The organism is Curtobacterium sp. AB451, from assembly GCF_050585845.1.
In the GTDB taxonomy this organism is placed as follows: domain Bacteria; phylum Actinomycetota; class Actinomycetes; order Actinomycetales; family Microbacteriaceae; genus Curtobacterium.
Window position 1 is genome coordinate 20,115 of record NZ_JBOBQG010000009.1, and the last position, 23,718, is coordinate 43,832.

A 23,718-nucleotide genomic window follows, 5' to 3' on the forward strand; every position below is an offset into this window, starting at 1 on the left:
AGCGCTCCGTGCACGGCGGGAACAGACCACACCCCTCGCCGGTTGCACCACACGGTGCCGCAGCCAGCGGTACTCCCGACACCAGGAGGCCACCATGACCACCACCGAAACCGCCATCCTCGCCGGCGGGTGTTTCTGGGGAGCGCAGCAGCTCCTCCGTCGCCGTCCCGGTGTGATCAGCACGCGCGTCGGCTACTCCGGCGGCGACACCCCGAACGCCACCTACCGCAACCACGGCGACCACGCCGAGGCGGTCGAGATCGTCTTCGACCCGGCCCAGATCTCCTACCGCGAGCTGCTCGAGTTCTTCTTCCAGATCCACGACCCGTCGACGAAGGACCGCCAGGGCAACGACGTCGGCCGTGCCTACCGCTCGGCCGTGTTCCCCACGTCCGACGAGCAGCGCCAGGTCGCCCTCGACACCATCGCCGACGTGGACGCCTCCGGCATCTGGCCGGGCAAGGTCGTCACCGAGGTCGAGCCGGCCGGTGACTTCTGGGAGGCCGAGGAGGAGCACCAGGACTACCTCGAGAAGCACCCGCACGGGTACACGTGCCACTTCGTGCGCCCGGGCTGGACGCTCCCGCGCCGCGACGAGACGGCCGCAGCGGTCTGATCGTCGCGGTCACGCTGATCGCGTGACCACGTGCAAGACAGGAGGCGCGGTGCCGGCTGGCACCGCGCCTTCCGTGTGTCCCGCTCGCGTCGACGGCCCTAGCGCGACCCGCCGAGCCGTTCCAACCAGTCCGCGGGCAGGCGGTCCGCCGGCCCGGGGACCGACTGGTCCACGGGGTGGCTCGTCGGCGCCTGGAGCTCGACGCCCTCGAACGTGGACCGGTCGCGGTAGTCGTACGCCCACGTCTCACCGGGCTCGTAGCTCTGGATGACCGCGTGTCCGGTCGCCTCCCAGTGCCGGGTGGCGTGGGTGTCCAGCGAGTCGTCGCAGCACCCGACGTGGCCGCACGCGGCACACCGGCGCAGGTGCACCCACCAGGACCCGGTGGCGTCGCACTCGACGCACCCGTCGCCGCTGGGCGCGACCAGGAGGTGGATCATCTCGCTGTCGTCGGTCATGTCGCTCATCCTGCCCGGCTCAGCCGCGCGGCACCAGGGCCTCGATCGCTGCGAGCTCCTCGTCCGTCAGCGGCGCACCCTCGAGCGCGTCGAGCGTCCCGTCGAGCTGTCGGACGCTCGACGCCCCGACGAGCGCGGACGTGACCGCCGGCTGCCGGAGCACCCACGTGATCGCGAGCTGCGCGAGCGTCTGCCCGCGCGACACGGCGATCTCGTTCAGGGCCCGCGCCGTCGTCAGGTACGCGTCGTCGATGCGGTCTGCGCCGAACCACCGGCCCTCGGCCGCACGCGACCCGACCGGCACCGAGCCGTCGAGGTAGCGGTCCGTCAGCAGCCCACCGGCCAGCGGGGAGAACACGATCGCGCCGGTCCCCAGACGGAGCAGCTCGTCGAAGAGGCCGTCCTCGGGCGCGCGGTCGAACATGTTGTAGCGCGGCTGGTGGATGAGCAGGTGGATGTTCTCGGCGGCGAGCGCCTCGGCCGCGGCGGCCGTCTGCGCCGGGTCGTGGTTCGAGATGCCGGCGTAGAGCGCCTTGCCGGACCGGACCGCGGTCACGAGGGCGCTGACGGTCTCCTCGATCGGCGTCTCGGGGTCCGGCCGGTGCGAGTAGAAGACGTCGACGTACTCGAGCCCGAGCCGTCCGAGGGACTGGTCGAGTGACGCCAGCATGGACTTCCGGGAGCCCCAGTTGCCGTACGGGCCGGGCCACATGTCGTAGCCGGCCTTGGTGGACACCACGAGCTCGTCGCGGAACGGGCGGAGGTCCGACGCGAGGATGCGACCGAACTGCTCCTCGGCGGCTCCGGGCGGCGGGCCGTAGTTGTTCGCCAGGTCGAAGTGGGTGATCCCGCGGTCGAACGCGTGCAGCACGATGTCGCGCTGCGTCGTGAGCGCCCGGTCGGTGCCGAAGTTGTTCCACAGCCCGAGGGAGATCCGGGGCAGCAGCAACCCGCTCCTCCCCACGCGCTGGTACGGCAGCCGCTCGTAGCGGTCGTCGGCGGGGCGGTGGACGTCAGGCATCGTTGCTCGATCCGGTTCGTGACGGTGGGGGTGATGGGTCCGGGATCGACGCTAGCGGACCGCGGACGCGACCCGGTGACGGCCCCGACCCGGTGACGGACGGGAGGGACGGTGCGGGCCCGACCCGCGCCTCCCGTCCGTCACGTGGTGCGTCCACCGCCGGACGCGCGCCGTCCGCGCGGTCGGGGACCGCTAGGCCGTTCCGGCGTCGCGGGAGACCTCGTCGTGCGCGTCGTCCTCGCGGCGGATCCGCAGCAGGCTGGCGCCGGTCGCCACGCCCATCGCCACGACGATCACGAGCAGCGACACCACCGTGCCGATCTCTGGCGCCCACTCCACGTGCTCGCCGCCGTTGATGAAGGGCAGCTCGTTGCCGTGCAGGGCGTGCAGCACGAGCTTCACGCCGATGAACGCGAGGATCGCCGCGATCCCGTACTTGAGGTAGACCAGCCGCTCGAGCAGCCCGCCGAGCAGGAAGTACAGCTGCCGCAGGCCCATCAGGGCGAAGACGTTCGCGGTGAACACGATGAACGCGCTCTCGGTGATGCCGAAGATCGCCGGGATCGAGTCGAGGGCGAACAGCAGGTCGGTCGTCCCGATCGCGATGAGGACCACCAGCAGCGGGGTGAAGTGCCGTGCGCCGTCCTGCACGACGCGGAACTTCATGCCGTCGTACGTGTCCGTGATGCGCACGCGCTTCCGGAGCAGCCGCACGATGAGGCTGTCCTTGTCGTCGTCCTCGTCCTCGCCGCGGAGCTGCTGGATCGCCGTCCAGATCAGCCATGCGCCGAAGAGGTAGAAGATCCACGAGAAGTCCTCGATCAGCCGGGCGCCGAGCAGGATGAAGACGCCGCGCAGGACCAGCGCGATGATGATGCCGAGCATGAGCACCTCCTGCTGGATCGTCTTCGGCACGGAGAACCGGGCCATGAGGATCACGAACACGAAGAGGTTGTCGATGCTCAGGCTGTACTCGGTGAGCCAGCCCGCGAGGAACTGCCCCGCTGACTCCCCGCCGGCGAAGACGAACATCGCGACGGCGAACAGGAGCGCGAGGCCCACGTAGAGGCCCACCCACACGCCGGACTCCTTGAGCGTCGGCACGTGGGGACGCCGGGCCACGACGAGCAGGTCGGCGAGCAGGATCGCCACGATGACGATCAGGGAGCCGACTTCGAACACGGCCGGGAGCTCGAGCATCCGGGGCCTTTCCTGGTTGTGCGGGAGGGGAGCCCGTCAAGCCTCGCACGCCGGGAGCACCGGGGTTCTCCGGCGGCGTCAGGTCGAGTCGCGGACGACCAGACGCGCCGGGCTCGTGAACTCGACGCGGGCGCGGTCGTCGCCGGCGATGCGCGCCACCAGCAGGTCGACCGCGGTGCGGGCCATCAGGTCGTGGTCCGGGTCGATGCTGGTGAGGGACGGCGTCGTGTAGTCGGCCTCCTCGACGTCGTCGAAGCCGATGACCTTCACCTGCCCCGGGACGTCCACGCCCGCGTCCGCGAGGCCGCGCAGCGCACCGATGGCAACCGTGTCCGTGATGCAGAAGACCCCGTCGAACTCGGTCTCGGCGGCGAGCAGCTGTGCCACCCCCGCTCGTCCGCCCGCCATCGTGAAGTCCGCTATCCGCACGTGGCGGCGGGGATCGAGGGTCAGGCCGGCGTCCTGCAGGGCCTGTCGGTAGCCGACCGCACGGAGCGCGGACACCGAGATCTCGTCGTCGCCGTCGTCACCGTCGAGGAAGGCGATCCGTCGGCATCCGCGCTCGATGAGGTGTTCGACGGCGATGCGCCCACCGTCCTGGTTCGCCATCGCGACGTGGTCGACCGGTCCGTCGAAGATCCGCTCGCCCAGGATGACGACCGGCTGGTCGACCCGGAGCAGGTCAGCGTCGGCCGGACCGAGGCCGACGGTGCTGAGGATGAGCCCGTCGTACATGCGGTTCCGTGAGCGCCCCAGGGCGTCGATCTCCCCCGAGCGCTGGGCCCCGGTCTGCTCGATCAGCACCTGGAGGTTGTGCCGGGCCGCCTCACGGATGATCCGGGCGGCGAGCTGCCCCCAGTACGGACGGTCGATCTCGGCGACCGCGAGTCCGATGGTCGACGTCCGACCGGCACGCAGGTTCCGGGCGGCGACGTTCACCCGGTACCCGAGGTCGTCCATCGCCCGGACCACCTTCGCCCGGGTCGACGGTCGGACGTGCGGACGGTCGTTGATGACGTTCGACACCGTCATCGCGGACACCCCGGCCGTGCGCGCCACGTCCTGGATGGTCACCACGTCGTCCTCCTCGTCCGGGTCCATCTTGGCGCAGTCGACCGGGACCGTGGCGACGTGGCGCCCGGTCGTGTCCGTCCGACCCGTCAGCCGGCCGCGGCGATCCCGAACGCGTCGACGAGCCGGTCGAGCTCGTGCTGGTCGATCGACAGGACGGAACCGTGCTTCACCCCGGGCGGCAGGACGGTCCCCGGGACGTGCTCCCAGCGGCCTCGGGCGGGGTCGTGGGACCGGAAGAGCTGGTACCCGCGGAAGGTGAACTCGTCGATGAAGAGCCACGCGCCGTCGCCGACCGGGTCCGCGAACACCGCCGGGCCCTCGCCACGCCGGAGCACCCCGGCGCCGATCCGGTCGACGACGTCGGTGAAGCAGGGATCGTCCCGCACGCTCCCGGACTCCTGCCGCACGAACTGCACCGCCCGCGCGGGATCATCCGTTCGGGCGTCCGCAGCGAACCGCTGCACCGACCCGCCCAGCTGCAGGAACGCGACGTCGATGACGTCGTGTCCGGGGTCGAGGTAGACCTCGGCGGGCTCGAAGGACCGGAAGTCCCGGGTGCGGGCGACGAACATGCGCTGGTGGGTCGCCGTCGTCCGGTCGCTGCCGGCCGGGTGGACCGACGACGCGAAGTACACCTGCCAGGAGCCGTCCGGGAGCGGGTACGCCTTCGGTGCCCACGCGTTGCCGGCGCCCGGGACGGCGATCGGGACGAGGTCCGGTCCGGTCCAGTCCACGAGGTCGACGCTCTCCCAGACGAGGACACCGGTGGACCCGTGGCGGACCGCCCGGTCCCAGTCGGCGGCGTCGGTGGTCCGGAGGTCCGTCGCGATGAGGACGAACCGCGCACCGTCGCGGACGAGGAACGGGTCGCGGGCACCGTGCTCGCCGACGGTGCTCGCGAGGATCGGTCGCCACCCGGCGAGGGGATGCCAGTGGGTCGGCTCGTCACCGATCGCCACCGCGAAGCGCACCTGTTCGTTGCCGTCGCGGTGGTCGTCGTCGTCGGTGAACGATGCCATGAGCCATCCGGCGTGCCGTCGGCCGGTCATGCCGCGCTCCCGGCGACGACGGCGTCGCGCGTCGGTCGGGGCACGCCGCGGTCGACCATGCCGGCGAGCGGGTGTGCGCCCACGTCGTCCCGGTCGACCACGAGGACGTCCGACTCGACGCGGACCGATGCGAAGTGGACCGCGCTCTCCCGCGTCCCCGGTCCGCCGGGGTGGGTGAAGTAGACCAGCACGCCGTGCGGCTGACCCGACGCCGCGACGACGACCGAGGCGTGGTGGCCGATCTCGGTGTCGTCCGGTGCGCGGCCGGGACGGTCGAGCACGAGTCCTCCGCCGGTCGACTGGCGAGTCCACTGCCGCGCGTCGGGCGAGCGGTGGACGGCGAGTCCACGCCACTCGTCGGTGACCATCCACCACCACCGACCGAGCCGGAACACCACGGGGCCCTCGTGCGGCGGTGTGGCCGGGACCGCGACGCCCTCGTGCGTCCAGGAGACGAGGTCGGCGCTGCTCGCGACGACCGTGCAGCTGCCCCGGTGTTCGTCCTTGGCCCACAGCCGCCACCGTCCGTCGTCGCACCGCGCCACGCAGGCGTCGATGACCCGGTCGGATCGGAGGTCGACCGTGCCCACACGTTCCCACCGCTCGAGGTCACCGCTCCGGAACTCGACCACGTGCCCGGACGCACCGTCCCAGGAGGACGGCACGCCGTCGACCACGGTGAGGAACATCCGCCACCCGTCGTCGACGCGGACCACCTCGGGCGCCCAGCAGGTGTCGGCATCGGGCAGCCCGTGTGCCGCACCACGCTCCGACCAGGTCGCGCCGTCGTCGTCGCTCGTCGCGATGCCGATGCTGCTCCCGTGCACCCACCGGACGCCGGGTCCGTCGTCGTGCGGACGACGGAGCGTCGTGAACATCCACCACTGGCCGGTCGACGGGTCGTGCACCAGGGTCGGGTCGGTCGCACCGGACTGCGGTGTCCGGAGGATCCCGGCGCTCATCCCTTCGTCGCTCCGGCCACGAGCCCGCTCACGATCTGCCGCTGGGCGACGACGAAGAAGACGACCATCGGGATGAGCACGATCACGCTCAGCGTCATGAAGACCGGCCAGTTCGTCGTGAACTGCCCCACCGCCGAGTACACCTGCAAGACGAGCGTCTGCTTCTGCGGCGAGTTGATGAAGACGTTCGGCGTGATGAAGTCGTTCCAGACCCACATGGTCTGGAAGACCCCGACCGTCACGAGGATCGGACGGATCAGCGGCAGGACGACTGACCAGTACACCCGGAACGCACCCGCACCGTCGATCCGCGCCGCCTCGAAGAGCTCCGTCGGGATGGTGCGCATGTACCCGATGATGAGGAAGTAACAGAAGATCGCGCCCGCGGCGTACATCACGACGAGCCCGTTGAGCGAGTCGACGAGCCCGGCGCCGGCGAGCATCCGGTAGAGCGGGATGAGCGTGGCCTGCCCAGGGACGAGGAACGCGATGACGAGGACCACCCCGACCACCGTGGTGAGGCGACCGCGGCCGACCAGGACCCCGAAGGCCGCCATCGACCCGATCAGGAGCATCACAGCGATCGACGCGACGGTGACGTAGAGCGTGTTGACGAACGACTGCACGATCGGCAGGGTCTGGAAGACGGTCACGTAGTTGGACAGGTCGAACGAGCTCGGGAGTGCGAGCGGGCTCTGTGCCGTCTGCTGCTGCGTCTTCAGGGTGTTGACGAGGATGTAGTAGAACGGCAGTGCCACGACGGCCGCGATGGGGATCATCACGACGCTGAGGACGATGCCTCTGCTCTGCTTCACGAGAACCGTGCCTCCAGACGGCGCGAGACAGCGAGCTGCGCCACGATGATGATGCCGACGGCGAGCAGGAACAGGACGCTGAGCGCCGACGCCCGACCGATGTCGGACTGCGCGATCCCGTTCTCGATGATCGCCTGGGTGAGGGTCCGCGTCGCGAACCCCGGCCCGCCCTTCGTCAGGGTGAAGGGCAGGTCGTAGACCTTGAGGCCACCGGTGAGCAGGAGCAGCGAGCTCACCGAGACGGCCGGGGTCAGCAGCGGGAGTGTCAGGTAGCGGAACTCCTGCAGACGACCGGCTCCGTCGATCTTCGCCGCCTCGAACAGGTCCGAGGGCATCGCCTGCAGGTAGGCCAGGTACAGCACGGCGTGCCAGCCGACCTGTGCCCAGACCGCGACGATGATCACGCTGAGCTGCGCCAGGGTCTCGTCGGACAACCACGGGATCGGAGCGGCACCGAAGGCACCGATGATCGAGTTGATCACGCCCGAGCCGAGCGGGTTGAAGATGAAGCCCCAGACGAGGCCGAGGATCGCGACGCTCGGCACCGCCGGGAAGAAGAACACCGAGCGCACGAAGTTGCGGCCGAAGAACCGTCGGTTGAGGACCAGCGCGAGCGGGATCGCCAGCACCGTGACGACGACCGTCGTCGCCACCGCGTAGAGCAGCGTGAAGCCGAGGGCCTGCACCATCGACGAGTCGTTCCAGATGCTGACGTAGTTCTTCAGCCCGACGAAGCTCGGGTTCTGGACGTAACCGTTGTAGTCGGTGAAGCTGTACCAGATCGACTGGCACATCGGCACCGCGTACAGCACGACGAAGACGAGGATGATCGGGAGCACGAACCACGTGCTCTCCATCCGGGTGAGGGCTCGCCGGAACCACCGACCGGTACGGACCGACGGGGCGGCCGAGCGGGTCTCGCGTGGCTGCGCGAGCGTTGTGACGTTGACCATGGGTACCTTCCCGAGTCGAGCCGGTGCGCGGGGCGGCCGGTCGGCCACCCCGCGCGGTCGGCTACTTGACGCTCTGCAGTTTCTGGTCGAGTCCTTCGGTCACGTCCTTCGGCGAGATCTTGCCGGCGATCAGCTGCTGCAGCAGTGCGGTCGCCTGCGTCGACATCACGTCGCTGTGGTCTGGCCAGCTGACGGCGGGCAGGTAGAAGTCGCCCTTCCGCACGGCCGAGGTCATCTGGTCCAGCGAGGCGTCGAGCTTCGGTTGGAAGTCGGCGGTCGTCGTGATCGCGGCCGTCTGCTTCTGGAAGACCTCCACGCCCTCCTTGCTCTGCAGGAACGAGACGAACTTCTCCGCGGCGACCGGATCCTTCGCCTTCGCGTTGATCGCGTAGCCGGGAGCCACGGCACCCGCCCAGTACGCCGTGCCGTCGGGGGTCGGCACCGGCCAGTACTCGAGGTCGAGGTCCGGCGCGGACTGCTGGATCCCGCCGAGCGCCCACGACCCGGTCCCGATCATGGCGACCTTGCCCTGCTCGAACTGCTGCGTCACCTGGTCACCGGTGAGACCGGCGACGCTCCGCGACTCCAGCCCCTGGTCGAAGAGCTCGCTCCACGCCTTCACGCTCGGCGTCCACGTCTTCTCGAACGTGGTCTTCCCGGACCAGATCTGGTCGTCCATCTTCCCGCCGAGGGAGGCGTTCTCCGCGCCGACGAGGGCCGCGAGCGACACCGGCATGCCGTCGCCGCCCTCGTAGAACGGGGTGATCCCGGCTGCCTTGAGCTTCTTGCAGAGCGCGAGGAAGTCGTCCCACGTGGCCGGGGCCGAGGTCGCGCCGACCTTCGCGAGCAGCTGCTTGTTCACGAGCAGGCCGCCGCCCCACGACGACGTCGCGGCACCGTAGAGCTTGCCGTCCTTCGTGTAGGTGGCCTTCGCCGCGTCGGCGAGGTTGCCGGTCCAGGACTCCTTGCTGAGGTCCTTCGCGAAGCCGCCGTTCATGATCTGCGTCTTGTTCTCCGCAGTGATGATGAAGACGTCCGGTGCGGTGCCCGAGCCGAGCAAGGTCTGGAGCTTCTGGATGTACTGCGGGACCGGGGGCGCGTAGGACAGGTTCGCCGTGTACCCGGGGTTGGCCTTCTCGAACGCTGCGACGACCGGCTTCATCGTCGCGGCGTTGTCCCACGACAGGAAGGTGACGGTCTTCGAGCCGGAGTCGGCGCTGCTCCCGGCGGAGCAGCCGGTCAGGGCCGCGGTGACGGCGCCGACGGCGAGCATCGCCGTGATGCTCCGCCGGAGCGCCCGGCGGCGGGGGTGTGTGCGGTGGACGAGCGTCATTGCTGCATCTCTCTTTCGTGTGGTGTTCGGGGCTGGAGCAGGACGTCAGACGAGCTCGATCGCTCGGCGTGACGGCGTGACCGGGACGAGGGAGCGGTCGTCCGCGTGGCGGAGTTCGTCGATGACGATCTCCCGGTGGAACCCGTCACCGTCCGGGACGGCGAAGCGGTGGTAGGCGATGATCCAGTCGTCGGAACCGGGCAGACGGAGGATCGTGTGGTGACCGGTCGCGAACACGCCGTCCGTCGGCGACTGCTCGAGCAGGACGCCGCCGTCGGTCCACGGGCCGTGCGCCGACGGTCCGGACGCCCACCGCACCCGGTAGTCCGGGTCCCTGGTGTCGTTCTCGGACCAGCTCAGGTAGTAGTGGTCGCCGCGCCGGTGGAGGTGCGCCGCCTCGCGGAAGGACGGGATCTGCCACGTGACGACCGAGTCCTCGACGATGCTCAGCCCGTCGTCGGCGAGCCGCGCGATGTTCGCGGCACCGTTCCCCCAGAGCAGGTAGGTCGTCCCGTCGTGGTCGACGAAGACGGACGGGTCGATCGCCCGCCCGGGGTACCGGCCCGCCGGGACGATCGGCTCACCGGCGTCCTCGAACGGCCCCAGCGGAGTCGGCGCGGACGCCACCCCGATGTTGTCCTCGGCCGAGAAGTACAGCAGGTAGCGGTCACCGGCGACGTGGGCCGCGGGCGCCCACGCCCGGCTCGACGCCCACCGGACGTCGGTGCCGAGCCGGAGGACCTCGCCGCGGTCGTCCCAGCGGAGCAGGTCGGTGGAGGTGAACACCCGGAACGCGTCGGCGCCCCAGTCCGGCTCGCCGTCCGTCGTCGGGTACAGGTGGAAGACGCCATCGACCACCAGGAGGGCCGGGTCGGCGAAGTAACGGGAGGGAGCCACGGTGCGTCCTCGTCATCGACGGTGATCGCAGAAACTCGGCGTTGCGAGTATCTGTATCGATACAGAAGTGTATCGATACAGATGATGCACGCCCAGTGCTCCGAGCGCAAGACCCTCCGTCGAGATCGGGCCGCGACGGGCTGGGCTGCGGCCCGTCGGAGGCGCGTGGTCACCCCGTCAGGACACGCTCCGCGCGGGTGCGTCGGCACGCTCGGCGCGGCATCGCTGCGCGGCCGGCCGTCGGACGGCCAGGAGGCGCGCACCACTTCCCGAGGCGGCGCCGGATCGCCGTGGGCGCCGGTCCGGCGCGACCGGTCGGGGTGCCAGGCGGGCACCTCGCGGTCTCCGAGCAGCGAGTGCTCCTGACGGGCCACTCAGGGCGGTGGAGCCGACCCGTCCGGTGCCGCGACGGACGGGGCGGAGGATGCCGTGCCTCCCGGCCATGGGCGCGGTCTCCTCGGGGTGGTCACTCCGCACGGCAGGAACCTACCGCAGTGGCGGAACGACCCACCGAGGCATCGGGTCTCGAGCCACCGCACGCCGACCGACGATCGCCGATCGCCGGCCCACGCGGTGAGTCCCTCTCCCGGACACAGAAGCGCCCCCGGCGGGAGCCAGGGGCGCTTCTGTCGGATCGGACCCGTCCACACCGGAGGCCGACCGCCGCGGTGTGCCGACGTGGACCGCCCCGCGGGACGAGGTCAGTTCCGGGCCTCGCCGTGGGACTCGGCATCCTCCCGGAGCGCTTCTGCGGCACGCTCGTCCACAGCGGCGTCCAGCGCAGCACCCGCGGCCTCGGTCGCGTCATCGCCCGCGGCGGAAGCGGCTCCACGAGCACGATCGGCACCGTCCCGGGCACGGTCTGCGGCCTCGGCGGCGCCGTCGCGGACTCGATCCGTGGCGTCGGCCACGGCCTCGCGCGCGGCGTCCGTGGCGTCACCGGCACGGTCGACCGCGCGGGACGCGGCATCGCGAGCCCGTTCGGCGGCGTCGGCCGCGCTCTCCTCGACGTGAGCAGCGGCCTCGGAAGCCGCGGTGCGGACCCGGTCCACCGCGTCCTTCCCGGACTCGACCGCCCTGTCGAGGGCGCTGGGCTCGTCGTCGAAGGGTCCGTGGACGTCGAGCACGCGCACGTCGACCGAGACGACGTCGAAGTTCAGCTGCGCAACCGCCTCACGCACCTGTCGGCGGACCTCGTCGGCGACCTGGACCACGGGCTCGGGGTACTCCACGACGATCGAGACGACGACGTCGAGCTCGCCGTCGGTCTCGTCGACCTGCACCCCGGTCGTCCCGGCGGAACGGCCGAACCGGGCGCGGACCGTGTCGGCGGCGCGGGCCAGGAGGTTGCCGAGGTGGTGCACACCGTGGACGCCGAGGGCGGTCTCGGCGGCCGTCCGCGCAGCGATGGTGACGGGCGAGGCGTCCGCGGGCAGGGGCTCGGTGAGCTCCTCGGGCAGGGGCACCTCGATGATCTGCGTCCTCGCGTTCGGGTCGTGCTGCATGACTTCCTCCTTGCTCCGGGACGACGGACGCCGCCCACCGTGGGCGGGCGGCGTCCGGGTCCGAGACGGGTTACTTGAAGACGTCCTTGACGTCCTCGCCGGCCTTCTTGGCGCTGGCTGCGGCCTGGTCCTTCTGACCCTCGGCGACCTTCTGGTCGTCGTCGGTCGCCTTGCCGACGGCCTCCTTGGCCTTGCCTGCGAGGTCCTGCGCGGCGTTCTTGATCTTGTCGTCGAGACCCATGACGGGCTCCTCTCGCTCGTTCGGGCGTCAGCCCGGTTGGTTGGTGGTCGCTGGTGCTGCCGGGAGGCGCGGTGCGCCTCCCGGGGTCCAGTCTCGTCGTGCAGACGGCCGGGTCTACTGCACCCGGGTCGACTTCGCGAGGACGGCGCGGGTGCCGCCGGTGAGGTGGACCAGGACCGGCACCTGCCGGCCGAGGGTGCGGTCCAGGACACCGATGGCGTGGTCGACGGCGTCGATGACACTCACCGCGTCGCCACCGCGACGGACGTTGACGCGGATCCGGGCGGCGCGTTGGCGCTTGACCAGGAACGTGTCGACCTTCGCGCCGACGACGTCGCGGACACCGTCGAGCTCGTGGTCGATGACGTCACGGACGAGCGCGACGTTGATCGTCACCTCGTCGTCGCCGGAGCGTTCGCGGACCGCGACGCTCGTGCCGCCTCGGCCGCGGGTGAACACCCACAGCAGCGCCAGGACGATCACGAGGACGCAGGCGCCGGCGACGATCCACAGCGACGCCGCCGGGACGGTGACCTTCGACGGGAACGTCAGGTACGGTGCGAGGGCATCGCGGACCGCGGGCAGGACGCCCGCGCCGACGGCGAGGCCGATGATCACGGCGACCAGCCCGAGGACGAGCAGGATGATCCTGTTCAGGGTGCGGTTGCTCTTGGTCATGCGAGGGTTCCCTTCTGCTCCACGCGGACCGTGACGCGCTTGCCGAACCGGGTGTCGAGGCGGCCGAGCCGCTCCTCGACCGCCGACCGGACCGCGGCCTGGTCGACGGGGATCCCGGACAGGGGCACGAGCCGCACCTCCGACGAACGGCCACGGGCCGACGCCTTCGCGTGGTCCTCGGGCAGCCCCGCAGCCAGGGCGGCGGCGTTCGCGGCGGTCGAGGCGAGGATGGCGGTGTCGATCACGACGGCACCCCGGTCGTGTAGGACCGCGGATCGCGGCTGCCGACCGGGCTTCAGCGCCAGGACGATGAGCACGACGCCCAGGACGACGAGCACGACCGCGATCGCCTCGGCGATCGCCACGAACGCGCCGTCGGGCTTCAGGGCCGCGTCGACGACGGTCTGCGGGTCCGCGAGCAGCGGCGCGGAACCGACTGCCCGGAGGACCGACTCGGTGCCGATCCAGGCCGCGACGAGCGCCAGGACGACGAGCGCCACCGCGACGGCACCCGACCGTGACCGGTGGATGCTCCGACGCTGGATGCGTCGTTCGAGCGAAGTCGTGCTCATGTCTTCCTCCTCTTACCGGACCCGGCCGTCGTGCTCGTGCACGATGCCGGTGAGTTCGATGTGGGCGCTGCCGACCCGACGGCCGGACAGCTCGCCGACCCGCTCGCGAACGCGTTCGGCGACGGCGACGGCCGAGCCGAGGACGTCCTGCTGCGCGCGGATCGGGCCGGTGACCTGCAGTGCGACGGCGCCCGCGTGGTCACCGAGCTGCACGCGGACCCGCCGGGCGGGCGCGCCGAGCCGTTCGGCTGCGACGGCCCGCGCCAGCGAGTTCAGCGCGCGAGCGGAGATCTCCACGCGGCCCGGCACGTCCGGGCCGCCGGTCACCGGGAGCTCCGACGTCCGGTCAGCACGTCGGTCAGGGCACCACGGTCGATCTTGCCGGACGAGATCGCGGCCACGAGGGCACCGATCGCGCCGAACACGATCACCAGGACGAAGCCCCAGAAACCGAATTGGAGTGCGACGACGGCGAGGATGGCCCCGATGAGGGCGCCGGTCAGCGTGTTACTCAACGCGCGACTCCTTCTTGTCGTCGTCGTTGTCGTCGCCCGGGATGAAGACGTCCTGGACGGTCACGTTGACCTCGGCGACCTCCATGCCGACGATCTGGGTCAGCGCACGGGCGACCGACGAACGCACGCCGTCGGCGACCTGCTGCAGGGACACCGGGTACTCGGCGACGATCACCACGTCCGCGGCGACCTGCTTCTCGCCGACCTCGACCTTGACGCCCTGACCGAAGTCACGCTGGCCGATCGCGTCGCGGATCGCGCCGATCGCACGGGCAGCGCCCGAGCCGAGCGAGTGCACGCCGTTGACCTCGCGTGCGGCGATGCCGGCGACCTTCTCGACCACGGTGTCGTCGATCGTGGTCTTGCCCGACGGAGTCGAGCCCGCGGCGTGGGTGCCGGCGGAACGGTTGCTGCTGATGGTGTTGGGGGTCGTGGTGTCAGCCATGTCGTTTCCTTCCGTTCGTCCCGCCGGGCGTTCCCAGCGGTTGCTGTTCACGGATGAGACGGGGCACCCCAGACGGAAGTCACGCCCCGACGGAATCCTTCATCGAGTTCCCAGACAAGGGCCCCGCGGGACGGATCTTGTCCCCCGATGCGGCGTCGCCGTGGGAGCAGGTTCGGAAAACGGAGGAGCAACGGCGGGGTAGTGACGAAAAGCGACTAGTTGATGCGTACCCCGATCGTGGAGAGTAGGGGCCCACGACGATCGCCGATCGGCAGCGGTCCACGAGAACGAGGACGACCGGTCGGTCACCCCGCACATCGTCACAACAGGAGGGTTCGCCATCCTCTTCACCGACCCCGCCTCCGTCTGGGTCGGAGTCGCCCTGGTCGTCCTCGGCACTGGTGCGCTCGGGCTTCTCGCCGTCGCGCGTCGCCGCGGCCGGTACTGATCACGACTTCCACCCGGACTGCGTCGTCGTAGCTGTGACCCGGCCGCCGGTCCGGGTACGGATCAGCTCTCGGTTCGGGCTGCTCGTAGGCTTACCTGGTGATTGCGCGCGTTCTCGGTTCTGGTCGTCCGCTCGTCGCCATCCACGGGTTCGGTGTCGACCACCGGATCATGCTGCCGCTGGCGGACGCGGTGCAGGACTTGCCTTGGCGGATGGTGTTCCTCGACCTGCCGTGGGCCGAAGCCGCCGCGGCGACCGCAACCGCGAAGAGTGCGGTCGACGTGGCCGACGAGGTACTCGCCGAGATCGACGACCACCTCGGCGACGAGCCCTTCGCCGTCATCGGGAACTCCTTCGGGGGCATGATCGCCCGACACGTCGCCCACGAACGCCGAGACCGCGTCCTCGGTGTCGCGACCCTGGCTGGCGTCGTGCAGCCAGCACACGCCGACCGCGCCGTCCCCGAGCGCACCGTGCTGCACACCGAACCGTCCGTCCTCGAAGCCGCTGGCGACGCGCGAGCAGCGTTCGAGGAGGTCAGCGTCATCCAGGACGCCGCCGCGTTCACAGCGTTCGAGCGGTACGTGCTGCCTGGTCTTCGTGGCGCCGACCCTGCTGTGATGGACCGCATCGCCGCCGACTACGCGCTGGACGCCGTCCCGGAGGAGCGCCACTCGGATCCGTTCACTGCTCCGGCCCTGCATCTGTTCGGTCGGCAGGACGACGTCGTCGGCTACGAAGACGGGCTCGCACTCCGGGACCACTACCCGAGAGGGAGCTTCGTCGTCCTCGACGCAGCTGGGCACAACGCGCACCTCGAGAAACCGGAGGTCACTGCCGCCCTGGTCCGTGATTGGCTCGCACGCATCGACCGGTAGCCGATCAGTTGTGATGGGTCGGTCGTACGCGTCGCCAACGCTGCGGCGGAAGACCGTTGACACCCGAGGGTGACCTGCGATCTCGTGCTGCAAGCGTTTCGGTCGCGTACATCAACAGCCGTGACTGGCTGTGCGCCGTGCGGTGTCGCGTGCCCTTCGGGGCCCTGCCACACGTCTGTTCGTTGATCGGAAAGCGCACCGCAGATGCACCAAGGACGGCTTCGTCGACGGCGTCTCGAACGGACGCGTGTACGACGGCCTGGCGAAGAAACCGGACGGCACCTACGTCGGCATCGAGATCAAGAGCGGCACCGCGTCCCGCAACGCAGAGCAACGCGCGTTCGATGGCGCGGTCAGCCCCAACAACCCAGCCACCGCGACCCTCAACGGCAGGATCATCACGATCACTGAGGTCATCGAGCAGAAAGTACCTTGACACTGATGTTCGTCATGACCGCCAACTCCGAGTCCAGCATGCGACTGACCGACGCGTTCCGCCCGTACCGGGACCAGATCCGGTTCAACCTCGGTCAGCTGGACAACCACGAGGACTGGGCCTACCAGCTCTGGTACGTCCCGGACTCGGCCGGTTGGCCCGACGCCCCCGGCTACTCGGACCACGACTGGAACAGCCGGTACATCCAAGCCGGCGGCAGCGCCGAGCGCATGAGCATCGAGATCCAGCGCGTCGAGAACGGCGAGCTCCGCCACTACGTCGTCGGACGCGAGCACGACGTGGACGAGCCACTCACGGAGACGGTGAACGTCGCAGGAACCGATCACCGGGTGCACCCAGCCGAGGTGTTCGACGCCGACGAAGCCACCGAGATCTTCTTCCACTACTTCGGCGACAGCGGCACGGTGCCCGACGGGTACGCGCTGCGCTACCTCGACCTGTCGTAGCAGCGCTCAGCTCCCTCACGCACGTTCACGCACGTCGCCAGCTTGCGCCTCGTCGAGCACCAAGGGCCCGGTGTGCTCGGGGTAGCACCGGCCGTGATGCACCGTCGCCGACGTCAGTGCCCGACCCGACGAGAAGGTTCATTCGCTCGCGCTGATCCAGACCGCTGCGTCCGGCGCCAGCAGCCCGTCCTGCACCGCATCGGGGACCGACCGGAGCACGATCGTCCCTGCTGGCAGCGTCGTCGGCGTTCCGCCGAGGTTCGCGAAGACGGTCAGCCCGCCGCTCGACCACGCGAGCACGCCGGAGTCTGCACGACCGAGGTCCTCGAGCCATTCGAGGCGACCTGCTGCCACCCCAGTCGATGCCCGGAGCGTCAGCGCCGCGCGGTACAGCTCGAGGGTGGAGTGCTCGACGCCGGTCTGCTCGGAGACGGCGAACGTCCCGAAGTCCTCCGGCTGCGGAAGCCAGGTGTGGCCCGATTCGCCGAACCCGAACGACGGCCCGTCCGGTGTCCAGGGCAGCGGGACGCGACACCCGTCGCGACCGCGGGTGGTGTGCCCGGAGCGTTCCCACACCGGGTCCTGCCGGACGTCGTCCGGCAGGGTCGTGACCTCGGGCAGCCCGAGTTCCTCGCCCTGGTAGAGGTAGGCGGAGCCGGGCAGCCCGAGCATGACCATCGTCGCGGCGCGGGCGCGGCGGAGGCCGAGTGCGCGGTCCGGCTGCGGGTCGTCGGCACCGACACCGGACTCCAGCTCGACGGGGCCGTCGTACCCGAACCGGCTCGCGTGCCGCATCACGTCGTGGTTGGACAGGACCCAGGTGGTCGGCGCTCCGACGGCGTCGTTCGCGGCGAGGCTGACGTCCACGGTCTCACGGATCGCAGCCGCGTCCCACGGCAGTGCGAGGTAGGCGAAGTTGAACGCCTGGTGCATCTCGTCGGCACGGACGATCCGTGCGGCGCGTTCCGGCGGCAGCCATGCCTCGGCGCAGAGGATGCGCTGGCCGTCGTACCCGTCGAGGATCCGGCGCCAGGCGCGGAAGACGTCGTGGATGCCCTCCTGGTCCCACATCGGCGGCATCACACCGTCGACGGGTTCGACGACGCCGTGGGTCGCGTGCGGCCAGTCCGGCAGCCCGGGGGCCTTGACGATCGCGTCGCAGACGTCGACACGGAAGCCGTCGACGCCGCGGTCCAGCCAGAACCGCAGCGTGGTCTCGAACTCGTCGTGCACGCGCTTATCGTCCCAGTTCCAGTCCGGCTGCTCGGGCGCGAACATGTGCAGGTACCACTGGCCGGGGCTGCCGTCCGCCTCGGTGACCCGCGTCCACGCGGGTCCCTGGAACATGGACTCCCAGTCGTTCGGCGGCTCGTCCCCGCCGGATCCGCGTCCGTCGCGGAAGTGGAACAGGGCCCGTTCCGGGCTGCCAGGAGGCGCGGCGAGCGCCCGGCGGAACAGCGGGTGCTGGTCGGAGCAGTGGTTGGGAACGAGGTCCACGACGACGCGGAGTCCGAGGTCGTGGGCGCGGTCGAGCAGGGCGTCCACGTCCGCAAGGGTGCCGTACACGGGATCGACGTCGCGGTAGTCGGCCACGTCGTACCCGCCGTCCGCCTGCGGCGACGGGTAGAAGGGTGACAGCCAGATCGCGTCGGCTCCGAGCGATGCGATGTGGTCGAGTCGGTCGGTGATCCCCCGCAGGTCGCCCGTGCCGTCGCCGTCTGCGTCGGCGAACGAGCGCGGGTAGACCTGGTAGATGACGGCGGTCCGCCACCAGTCATGGTCGTCGTGGGTCATGCCTGCGGTACCTCTCGTGCGTAGATCTCCGGTCGACGGTCGCCGAGCCAGTCGTTGTGCGGGCTGGTCGACTTGTCGCGGGCGAGGGTGGGGAAGACGTCAGCCGTCACGGTGGTCGCACCGGCGCGGACGGGCGCCTCGGCCACGACCCACCCGAACTGGTCGACGACGACGCTGGCTTCGTTCCAGTCCTGGCCGCGCTCCGTCCCGGCTCGGTCGCAGCACGCGATGAACACCCCGTTGCCACGTGCGGCGGCCTGGGCGGCGATGACCTCGGCGACGCGGTCCCGCTCGGGATGGCTCCCGACCGGCCAGTTCGTCGGCACGGCGATGAGGTCTGCGCCGGCGAGGGCGAGCATCCGCGGCATCTCGGGGAACTCCAGGTCGTAGCAGACGAGGACGCCGATCCGGCCGTGGGCGGTGGCGACCACCGGCGGCCCGTCGTCGCCCGGGTCGAACACGAGCGTCTCGCGGTCCCACAGGTGCGTCTTGCGGTAGACGGTCCGGACGCCTGTGGCGTCCACCACGGCGACACTGTTCCGGAGGGATCGGTCGTCCTGTTCGCAGAACCCGACGACCACGATCATCGTGCTCGCTCCGAGCTGCTCCGTCAGCCGCTCGAAGAGTGCGTGGTCCGTGGTGATCGCGGCCCGCTCCGCCTCGGCGCGATCGCTGAAGACGTAGCCGCTCGTGGCGAGCTCGGGGAGCACGAGGACGTCGACACCGTCGTCCAGCGCGCGCGTGACGGACCGGAGGATCGTCTCGACGTTGGCGGCGACGTCGCCGAGGACCGGCGCGAGTTGATCGCACCGCACCCGCGCCACGCCGCTCACTTCACCGCTCCTTCGGTCAGCCCCGTGATGAGGCGTCGTTGCAGCACGATGTACGCGATGACGATCGGCAGCGCGACGAGGACCGCGGCGGCGGCGGTCACGTCTGGCTGGGCGCCGTGTTGCGCGCCCGAGAAGAACGACAGCGACAGTGGCGCCGTCTGCACGGCCTGGTTCTGCGGGACGAGCACGAGCGCCAGGAGGAACTCGTTCCAGGTGAACAGGAACAGGATCGTCGCGAGTGTCGCCACTGCCGGCATCGCGACCGGCATCAGCACGCTGCGCAGGATGCGGAACCTGGTCGCCCCGTCGATGCGCGCCGCCTCGAGGAGCTCGGTCGGGACGGATACGAAGAACGACCGCATCCAGAAGACGCCGAGCGGGACCGACAGTCCGACCTGCGGCAGGATCAGGGCACCGTAGGTGTCGACGAGGCCCCACCCGGCGAGCATCTGGTAGAGCGGCAGCACGGTGACCTCGTAGGGCAGCACGAGGCCGATCAGGAGGAGCCCGAGGATGATCCGGCCTCCTGGTACCCGCATGTGGGCGAGCGCGTACCCGGCGAGGCAGGCGACGGCGGCGGTGACCACCACGACCGTGATCGCCACCAGCGCGCTGGACAGCAGCGCGGAACCGAACCCGCCCTGTGTCCAGGCCTCGACGTAGTTGCCGAAGCCGGCGCTGCCGGCGCCACCCGAGCCTCCAGAGCTGCCGCTCCCGCCCAGGGAGGTGACGATGACGGATGCCAGTGGGAAGGCGGCCACGAGCGCCGCGACGATGAGGACGGCGTGCGTCAGTGCGCTCTCCGAACGGGCGACCCTCATGCGCGAACCCCCTTGCCGGAGCGACGATCCGGACGCTCGCGCAGCGCGAGCTGCACGATCCCGACGACGACCAGGATGAGGACGGTCAGCACGACGGCCAGCGCCGATGCCTGCCCGAGCGCCCGGTCCTGGAACGCGTCCTGGTACACGAACACGCTCGGGACGGTCGTCGAGGTGCCGGGTCCGCCCCGCGTCGTGTTCCAGATGAGGTCGAAGTTCCGGAGGGCGAACGTGATGGTGAGGATGAGGGCGATGGAGATCTGCGGTCGGAGCGCGGGCAGGGTGATCGCGGTGAACTCGCGGAACGCTCCCGCGCCGTCGAGTCGGGCCGCCTCGTAGAGGGACCGGTCGATCGTCGCGATGCCGGCCAGGAAGAGCACCATGCAGAGTCCGTACTCCACCCACGTCCCGATCAGGCCGATCGACGGCAGGGCCGTCCCGAAGTCGCCGAGCCAGGTGTGCGTGAGACCGCCGAGACCGACCGCGCGCAGTGCGCCGTTCACGGGTCCGTCGTCGGCGAGGATGCCCCGCCAAGCGACGGCGACCACGACGCTCGACAGCACCTGCGGCAGGAACAGCACGGCCCGGAGCGTGGTGAGCCCGTGGATCCGGATCCGGGACATCGCGCCGGCGAGGAGCAGACCGATCAGGACCGGCAGCGCGGCGTAGAACACCAGGAGGACCAACGAGTGGCCGAGCGCCTCACGGAGATCGGGGTCGCTGAACACCGCCGCGTAGTTCGACAGGCCCGCCGGGGTGGCCACGCTGATGCCGTCCCAGTCGTAGAAGGAGATGCGGACCGACTGCACGATGGGCACGACGACGAACACGGCGAAGAACGCGAGTGCGGGGGCGACGTAGAGCAGCGAGGACCAGCTGGGACGGGTGGCCGACCGGCGGCGCTCTCGTGGCGCGGCCCGGACGGCCCTCCGTTCGACGACTGCGGCAGCCATGTCAGCCGTGCGCCTTCGCCCAGGTCTGCTGGACCGTCTCGGTGAAGGCCTTCGGCGTGGTCTTCCCGGCCATCACCTCCTGCAGCGCGCCGCCCATCTTCGTCAGCATGTCGGTCGTGCTCCAGTCGTAGTAGCCGACCTGTGTGCCCGCCGCGATCGTCTCCTTGAGTGCGGTGAGCGTCTGCTGCTGCAGCGGGTCCTTCGACGTGACGCCGTCGGTGACCACCGGCAGGCGACCGGTGTCGAGGATCCACTGGCCGGTCTGCGGGGTGTGCAGCATGGCGAGGAACGCGATCGCCGCGTCCTGGTGCTCCGACTTCGTGCTGATGTGCCACGGCGACGCGGTCGCGCCGACGCCGCCCGAGGTGAGCGGTGCGAGGCCGAACTGCTTCGAGTCGAGCGACGCGCCGTTCCACGACCCGCCGACGAAGAACACTCCGGTGCCCTTCGCGAAGCGTGCGATGGCGTCCTCGTTGCTCAGGCCGTCGTACCCGGTGCCGAAGTAGCCCTTCTCGGCCCAGTCGCGCATGGTCTGCGCAGCCTGCTCGTTGCCGGTGGTCTCGAAGGTGCTGCCCTGCTCACCACCGATCCAGGCGGCGATGTCCTTGGGGTCCTGCTTCGTCACGGCGATGTCGGAGAAGATGTGCGTCGCCGCGTACTGGTCCGAGTTGCCGAGCGCGAGCGGCTGTTCGCCCGCGGACTTCGCCTTCGCCAGGTCCGCTTCGAGTTCCTCGATCGACGTCGGCACCTGCAGGCCGAGCGTCTCCACCTTCTGCTTGTCGTAGTAGATGCCCTGCACCTCGCTGATCGGGGACATCCCGTACAGCGTGCCGGAGCCGAACGCGGTGCCGTCCTTGTTCCAGCGGGCCGGCCCGAGTGTCGACGCGCCCGTGCCGGATGTCCACCCGTAGACCTTCGCGACGTCGTCGATCGGCCGGATCAGGTCGCCCTTCACGAGGGCGCCGTCGACGGCGTAGCCGATGTTGCCCTGGAAGAGGTCCGGGGCGTTCGACGAGTTCGCGGCGTTGACGACCGTTGCCGTGAGGTCGTCGAAGCTCTTGTACGTGATCTTCACGTCGACGTTCGGGTACGCCTCCTCGTACGCGGGCACGAGCTTCTGCATGAGGGGTTTCTCTGCGACGTCCGCCCACATCGTGAGCGTTGTGTCACCGCCCTTCTTCACGTCGGCGGCGGTCACCTTCGCGGTGATGTCGGGCTGGTCGGCGCCCTTGGCGGCACCACCGGCGCCGGGGGCTGAGCACCCGGCGAGGGCGGCGACGAGTCCGATGACGGGGAGCGCGAGGAGGAGTCCTCGTCGACGTGCTGATGCGGTCATGATCACTTCCGGGTCGTGAGTTCGGGTTCGGGGATGGAGGTGGAGGCGCCGTGGAGTCGGTCGGTGCGGAGGGTCGCGGTCGCGCGGTGAGCGCTCATCCCCTCGCTGGTCGAGATGACGTCGACCGCGTCCGCGAGTGCGGGGGTGGCCTCGCGGGCGACGTGCTGGTAGGTCAGGGGCTTCAGGAAACGCGAGACGGAGAGGCCGGCACTGTGCTTCGCGCCGCCGGCGGTTGGCAGGGTGTGGTTCGTGCCGGCCATGCCCTTGTCGGAGTACGCGACGGTGCTCCACGGACCGATGAACAGCGATCCGTAGTTGGTGAGGTGGTCGTGGTACCAGCCGTCGTCGGCTGTCTGGACCTCGAGGTGCTCCGGGGCGAGCTCGTCCATCACGGCCACGGCGGCCTCGCGGTCGTCGACCACGATCACGGAGCCGAAGTCGTGCCAGGCCGGACCGCAGATGGCGTTCGTGGACAGGGTCGGAAGCTGACGCTCGACCTCGGCGACGACGGCTTCGCCGAGCGCGTGCGAGGTGGTGACGAGGGCGGCGGGCGAGTTCGGGCCGTGCTCGGCCTGGCCGAGCAGGTCCGCAGCGACGAGCTCCGGGTCGGCCGTCTCGTCGGCGATGACCGCGACCTCCGACGGGCCGGCGAGCAGGTCGATCGCGACGGCGCCGAACAGCTGACGCTTCGCCTCGGCGACGAAGGCGTTGCCCGCGCCGACGATCATGTCGACCGGCGCCTCACCGAGCAGGCCGTAGGCCATGGCCGCGAGCGCCTGGACACCGCCGACGACGAACAGCCGGTCGACGCCGGAGACGTGCGCGGCGTAGGCGACCGCGGCGTTGACCCCGCCGTCCGGCTGCGGCGGTGTGCAGGCGATCACCGTGGGGACCCCGGCGGCCTTGGCGACACCGACGCTCATGAACGCGCTGGCCGTCAGCGGGAAGCGCCCTGCCGGCAGGTACGCGCCGACACTGCCGACGGGGACGTAGCGCTGCCCGACGGTGAGTCCGGGAACGAGTTCGGCCTCGAAGTCGGTGAGGTGCTCGCGCTGCAGCCGGGCGAACTGCTGGGTGCGTGCGGCACCGAGCTCGATCGCTGCGCGCAGCTCGGGGGTGAGGCGCCCGCCGGTCGCGGCCAGCTCGTCGGCCGTGAGCTCGATGACGTCCGCTCCGTCGAGCTCGCGAGCGTGCCGGCGGACCGCGTCGATGCCGTCGCGCGCGATCTCCTCGAGCATCTCGGCGACGCGCTCGGCGACGGCGGGGTCACGCTGCGCTTCGGGTGCGTCGACGTCCGGGGCCTTGACGAAGGAGTACCGGTGGGCGTTCTCGGCTGCGAATCGAGGGCTGAGCTTCATGGGGACGAGCCTGGCGACACGTGCGATCAAGGACAAGGGTGAACATTCCACGAGGCGCCA

General features: G+C 70.4%; 27 protein-coding genes. 4 read left to right on the plus strand and 23 right to left on the minus strand.

Going from position 1 to position 23,718, the window contains the following annotated elements; genetic code table 11:
* Positions 1-94: 94 nt before the first annotated feature.
* Positions 95-616 (plus strand): peptide-methionine (S)-S-oxide reductase MsrA, encoded by a 522-nt coding sequence (gene msrA / locus ACQXVK_RS16130; protein ID WP_430854254.1) that lies wholly within the window; start codon positions 95-97, stop codon positions 614-616.
* Between the two features lie 98 nt (positions 617-714).
* Here msrA and ACQXVK_RS16135 read toward each other — a convergent pair whose 3' ends face one another.
* The 17 genes from ACQXVK_RS16135 to ACQXVK_RS16215 all read right to left on the minus strand — a co-directional run bounded on the left by ACQXVK_RS16135 (position 715) and on the right by ACQXVK_RS16215 (position 14,334).
* Positions 715-1,074: a UBP-type zinc finger domain-containing protein gene (locus ACQXVK_RS16135; RefSeq protein WP_430854255.1), complete on the minus strand. Its 360-nt coding sequence runs from the start codon at positions 1,072-1,074 to the stop codon at positions 715-717.
* Between the two features lie 19 nt (positions 1,075-1,093).
* Positions 1,094-2,095: an aldo/keto reductase gene (locus ACQXVK_RS16140; RefSeq protein ID WP_022907646.1), complete on the minus strand. Its 1,002-nt coding sequence runs from the start codon at positions 2,093-2,095 to the stop codon at positions 1,094-1,096.
* A gap of 192 nt (positions 2,096-2,287) precedes the next feature.
* A complete protein-coding gene (locus ACQXVK_RS16145; RefSeq protein WP_022907645.1) occupies positions 2,288-3,295 on the minus strand; it encodes a TerC family protein in 1,008 nt (335 codons plus the stop codon).
* A 78-nt stretch (positions 3,296-3,373) separates the two neighbouring features.
* On the minus strand, positions 3,374-4,396 hold the full coding sequence (locus ACQXVK_RS16150; protein ID WP_402268647.1) for a LacI family DNA-binding transcriptional regulator: 1,023 nt from the start codon (positions 4,394-4,396) through the stop codon (positions 3,374-3,376).
* Between the two features lie 59 nt (positions 4,397-4,455).
* Entirely contained in the window at positions 4,456-5,388 is a 933-nt protein-coding gene (locus tag ACQXVK_RS16155; protein WP_430854256.1) for a glycoside hydrolase family 43 protein, read from the minus strand.
* A 26-nt stretch (positions 5,389-5,414) separates the two neighbouring features.
* Entirely contained in the window at positions 5,415-6,380 is a 966-nt protein-coding gene (locus tag ACQXVK_RS16160) for a hypothetical protein (protein ID WP_402268641.1), read from the minus strand.
* On the minus strand, positions 6,377-7,195 hold the full coding sequence (locus ACQXVK_RS16165; RefSeq protein ID WP_402268638.1) for a carbohydrate ABC transporter permease: 819 nt from the start codon (positions 7,193-7,195) through the stop codon (positions 6,377-6,379). Before ACQXVK_RS16165 ends, ACQXVK_RS16160 begins: the two co-directional genes overlap by 4 nt.
* A complete protein-coding gene (locus ACQXVK_RS16170; RefSeq protein ID WP_416393580.1) occupies positions 7,192-8,148 on the minus strand; it encodes a carbohydrate ABC transporter permease in 957 nt (318 codons plus the stop codon). Before ACQXVK_RS16170 ends, ACQXVK_RS16165 begins: the two co-directional genes overlap by 4 nt.
* A gap of 61 nt (positions 8,149-8,209) precedes the next feature.
* Entirely contained in the window at positions 8,210-9,481 is a 1,272-nt protein-coding gene (locus ACQXVK_RS16175) for an ABC transporter substrate-binding protein (protein ID WP_416393578.1), read from the minus strand.
* A gap of 45 nt (positions 9,482-9,526) precedes the next feature.
* Positions 9,527-10,378: a family 43 glycosylhydrolase gene (locus ACQXVK_RS16180; RefSeq protein ID WP_430854257.1), complete on the minus strand. Its 852-nt coding sequence runs from the start codon at positions 10,376-10,378 to the stop codon at positions 9,527-9,529.
* 701 nt (positions 10,379-11,079) lie between these two features.
* Positions 11,080-11,883 (minus strand): Asp23/Gls24 family envelope stress response protein, encoded by an 804-nt coding sequence (locus tag ACQXVK_RS16185; RefSeq protein ID WP_430854258.1) that lies wholly within the window; start codon positions 11,881-11,883, stop codon positions 11,080-11,082.
* 70 nt (positions 11,884-11,953) lie between these two features.
* On the minus strand, positions 11,954-12,124 hold the full coding sequence (locus tag ACQXVK_RS16190) for a CsbD family protein (RefSeq protein WP_402268624.1): 171 nt from the start codon (positions 12,122-12,124) through the stop codon (positions 11,954-11,956).
* A 114-nt stretch (positions 12,125-12,238) separates the two neighbouring features.
* Positions 12,239-12,802: a hypothetical protein gene (locus ACQXVK_RS16195; RefSeq protein ID WP_430854259.1), complete on the minus strand. Its 564-nt coding sequence runs from the start codon at positions 12,800-12,802 to the stop codon at positions 12,239-12,241.
* Complete coding sequence (locus ACQXVK_RS16200) at positions 12,799-13,374, minus strand: hypothetical protein (RefSeq protein WP_430854260.1); 576 nt, start codon at positions 13,372-13,374, stop codon at positions 12,799-12,801. The genes ACQXVK_RS16195 and ACQXVK_RS16200 overlap by 4 nt, the downstream gene beginning before the upstream one ends.
* Positions 13,375-13,386: 12 nt before the next feature.
* On the minus strand, positions 13,387-13,701 hold the full coding sequence (locus tag ACQXVK_RS16205; RefSeq protein ID WP_416393568.1) for a hypothetical protein: 315 nt from the start codon (positions 13,699-13,701) through the stop codon (positions 13,387-13,389).
* On the minus strand, positions 13,698-13,889 hold the full coding sequence (locus ACQXVK_RS16210) for a DUF2273 domain-containing protein (RefSeq protein WP_022907639.1): 192 nt from the start codon (positions 13,887-13,889) through the stop codon (positions 13,698-13,700). Before ACQXVK_RS16210 ends, ACQXVK_RS16205 begins: the two co-directional genes overlap by 4 nt.
* Positions 13,882-14,334, minus strand: a complete 453-nt coding sequence (locus ACQXVK_RS16215; RefSeq protein ID WP_430854261.1) for an Asp23/Gls24 family envelope stress response protein — start codon at positions 14,332-14,334, stop codon at positions 13,882-13,884. The genes ACQXVK_RS16210 and ACQXVK_RS16215 overlap by 8 nt, the downstream gene beginning before the upstream one ends.
* A 546-nt stretch (positions 14,335-14,880) precedes the next feature.
* Between ACQXVK_RS16215 and ACQXVK_RS16220 the strand changes: the two genes are divergently transcribed.
* From ACQXVK_RS16220 to ACQXVK_RS16230, 3 genes are all read left to right on the plus strand, one after another.
* The gene (locus ACQXVK_RS16220; protein ID WP_430854262.1) at positions 14,881-15,660 is read left to right on the plus strand and encodes an alpha/beta fold hydrolase; all 780 of its coding nucleotides are present in this window, start codon (positions 14,881-14,883) and stop codon (positions 15,658-15,660) included.
* 247 nt (positions 15,661-15,907) lie between these two features.
* Positions 15,908-16,096 carry a hypothetical protein gene (locus tag ACQXVK_RS16225; RefSeq protein ID WP_430854263.1) on the plus strand — a complete coding sequence of 63 codons (189 nt, stop codon included), beginning with the start codon at positions 15,908-15,910 and terminating at the stop codon, positions 16,094-16,096.
* Positions 16,097-16,101: 5 nt separating this feature from the next.
* Positions 16,102-16,563, plus strand: coding sequence for a hypothetical protein (locus ACQXVK_RS16230; protein ID WP_430854264.1), 462 nt, complete (start codon positions 16,102-16,104; stop codon positions 16,561-16,563).
* Positions 16,564-16,701: 138 nt separating this feature from the next.
* Here ACQXVK_RS16230 and ACQXVK_RS16235 read toward each other — a convergent pair whose 3' ends face one another.
* From ACQXVK_RS16235 to hisD, 6 genes are read right to left on the minus strand one after another with little or no spacing between them, the layout of a single operon-like run.
* The gene (locus tag ACQXVK_RS16235; protein ID WP_430854265.1) at positions 16,702-18,357 is read right to left on the minus strand and encodes a glycoside hydrolase family 13 protein; all 1,656 of its coding nucleotides are present in this window, start codon (positions 18,355-18,357) and stop codon (positions 16,702-16,704) included.
* Complete coding sequence (locus ACQXVK_RS16240) at positions 18,354-19,190, minus strand: nitrilase-related carbon-nitrogen hydrolase (RefSeq protein ID WP_430854266.1); 837 nt, start codon at positions 19,188-19,190, stop codon at positions 18,354-18,356. Before ACQXVK_RS16240 ends, ACQXVK_RS16235 begins: the two co-directional genes overlap by 4 nt.
* Positions 19,187-20,011 (minus strand): carbohydrate ABC transporter permease, encoded by an 825-nt coding sequence (locus tag ACQXVK_RS16245; protein WP_430854267.1) that lies wholly within the window; start codon positions 20,009-20,011, stop codon positions 19,187-19,189. Before ACQXVK_RS16245 ends, ACQXVK_RS16240 begins: the two co-directional genes overlap by 4 nt.
* Positions 20,008-20,964 carry a carbohydrate ABC transporter permease gene (locus tag ACQXVK_RS16250; protein ID WP_430854268.1) on the minus strand — a complete coding sequence of 319 codons (957 nt, stop codon included), beginning with the start codon at positions 20,962-20,964 and terminating at the stop codon, positions 20,008-20,010. The genes ACQXVK_RS16245 and ACQXVK_RS16250 overlap by 4 nt, the downstream gene beginning before the upstream one ends.
* Before the next feature lies 1 nt (position 20,965).
* Positions 20,966-22,300, minus strand: coding sequence for an ABC transporter substrate-binding protein (locus ACQXVK_RS16255; RefSeq protein WP_430854269.1), 1,335 nt, complete (start codon positions 22,298-22,300; stop codon positions 20,966-20,968).
* A 2-nt stretch (positions 22,301-22,302) separates the two neighbouring features.
* Positions 22,303-23,658, minus strand: a complete 1,356-nt coding sequence (gene hisD, locus ACQXVK_RS16260) for a histidinol dehydrogenase (RefSeq protein WP_430854270.1) — start codon at positions 23,656-23,658, stop codon at positions 22,303-22,305.
* Between the last annotated feature and the right edge of the window lie 60 nt (positions 23,659-23,718).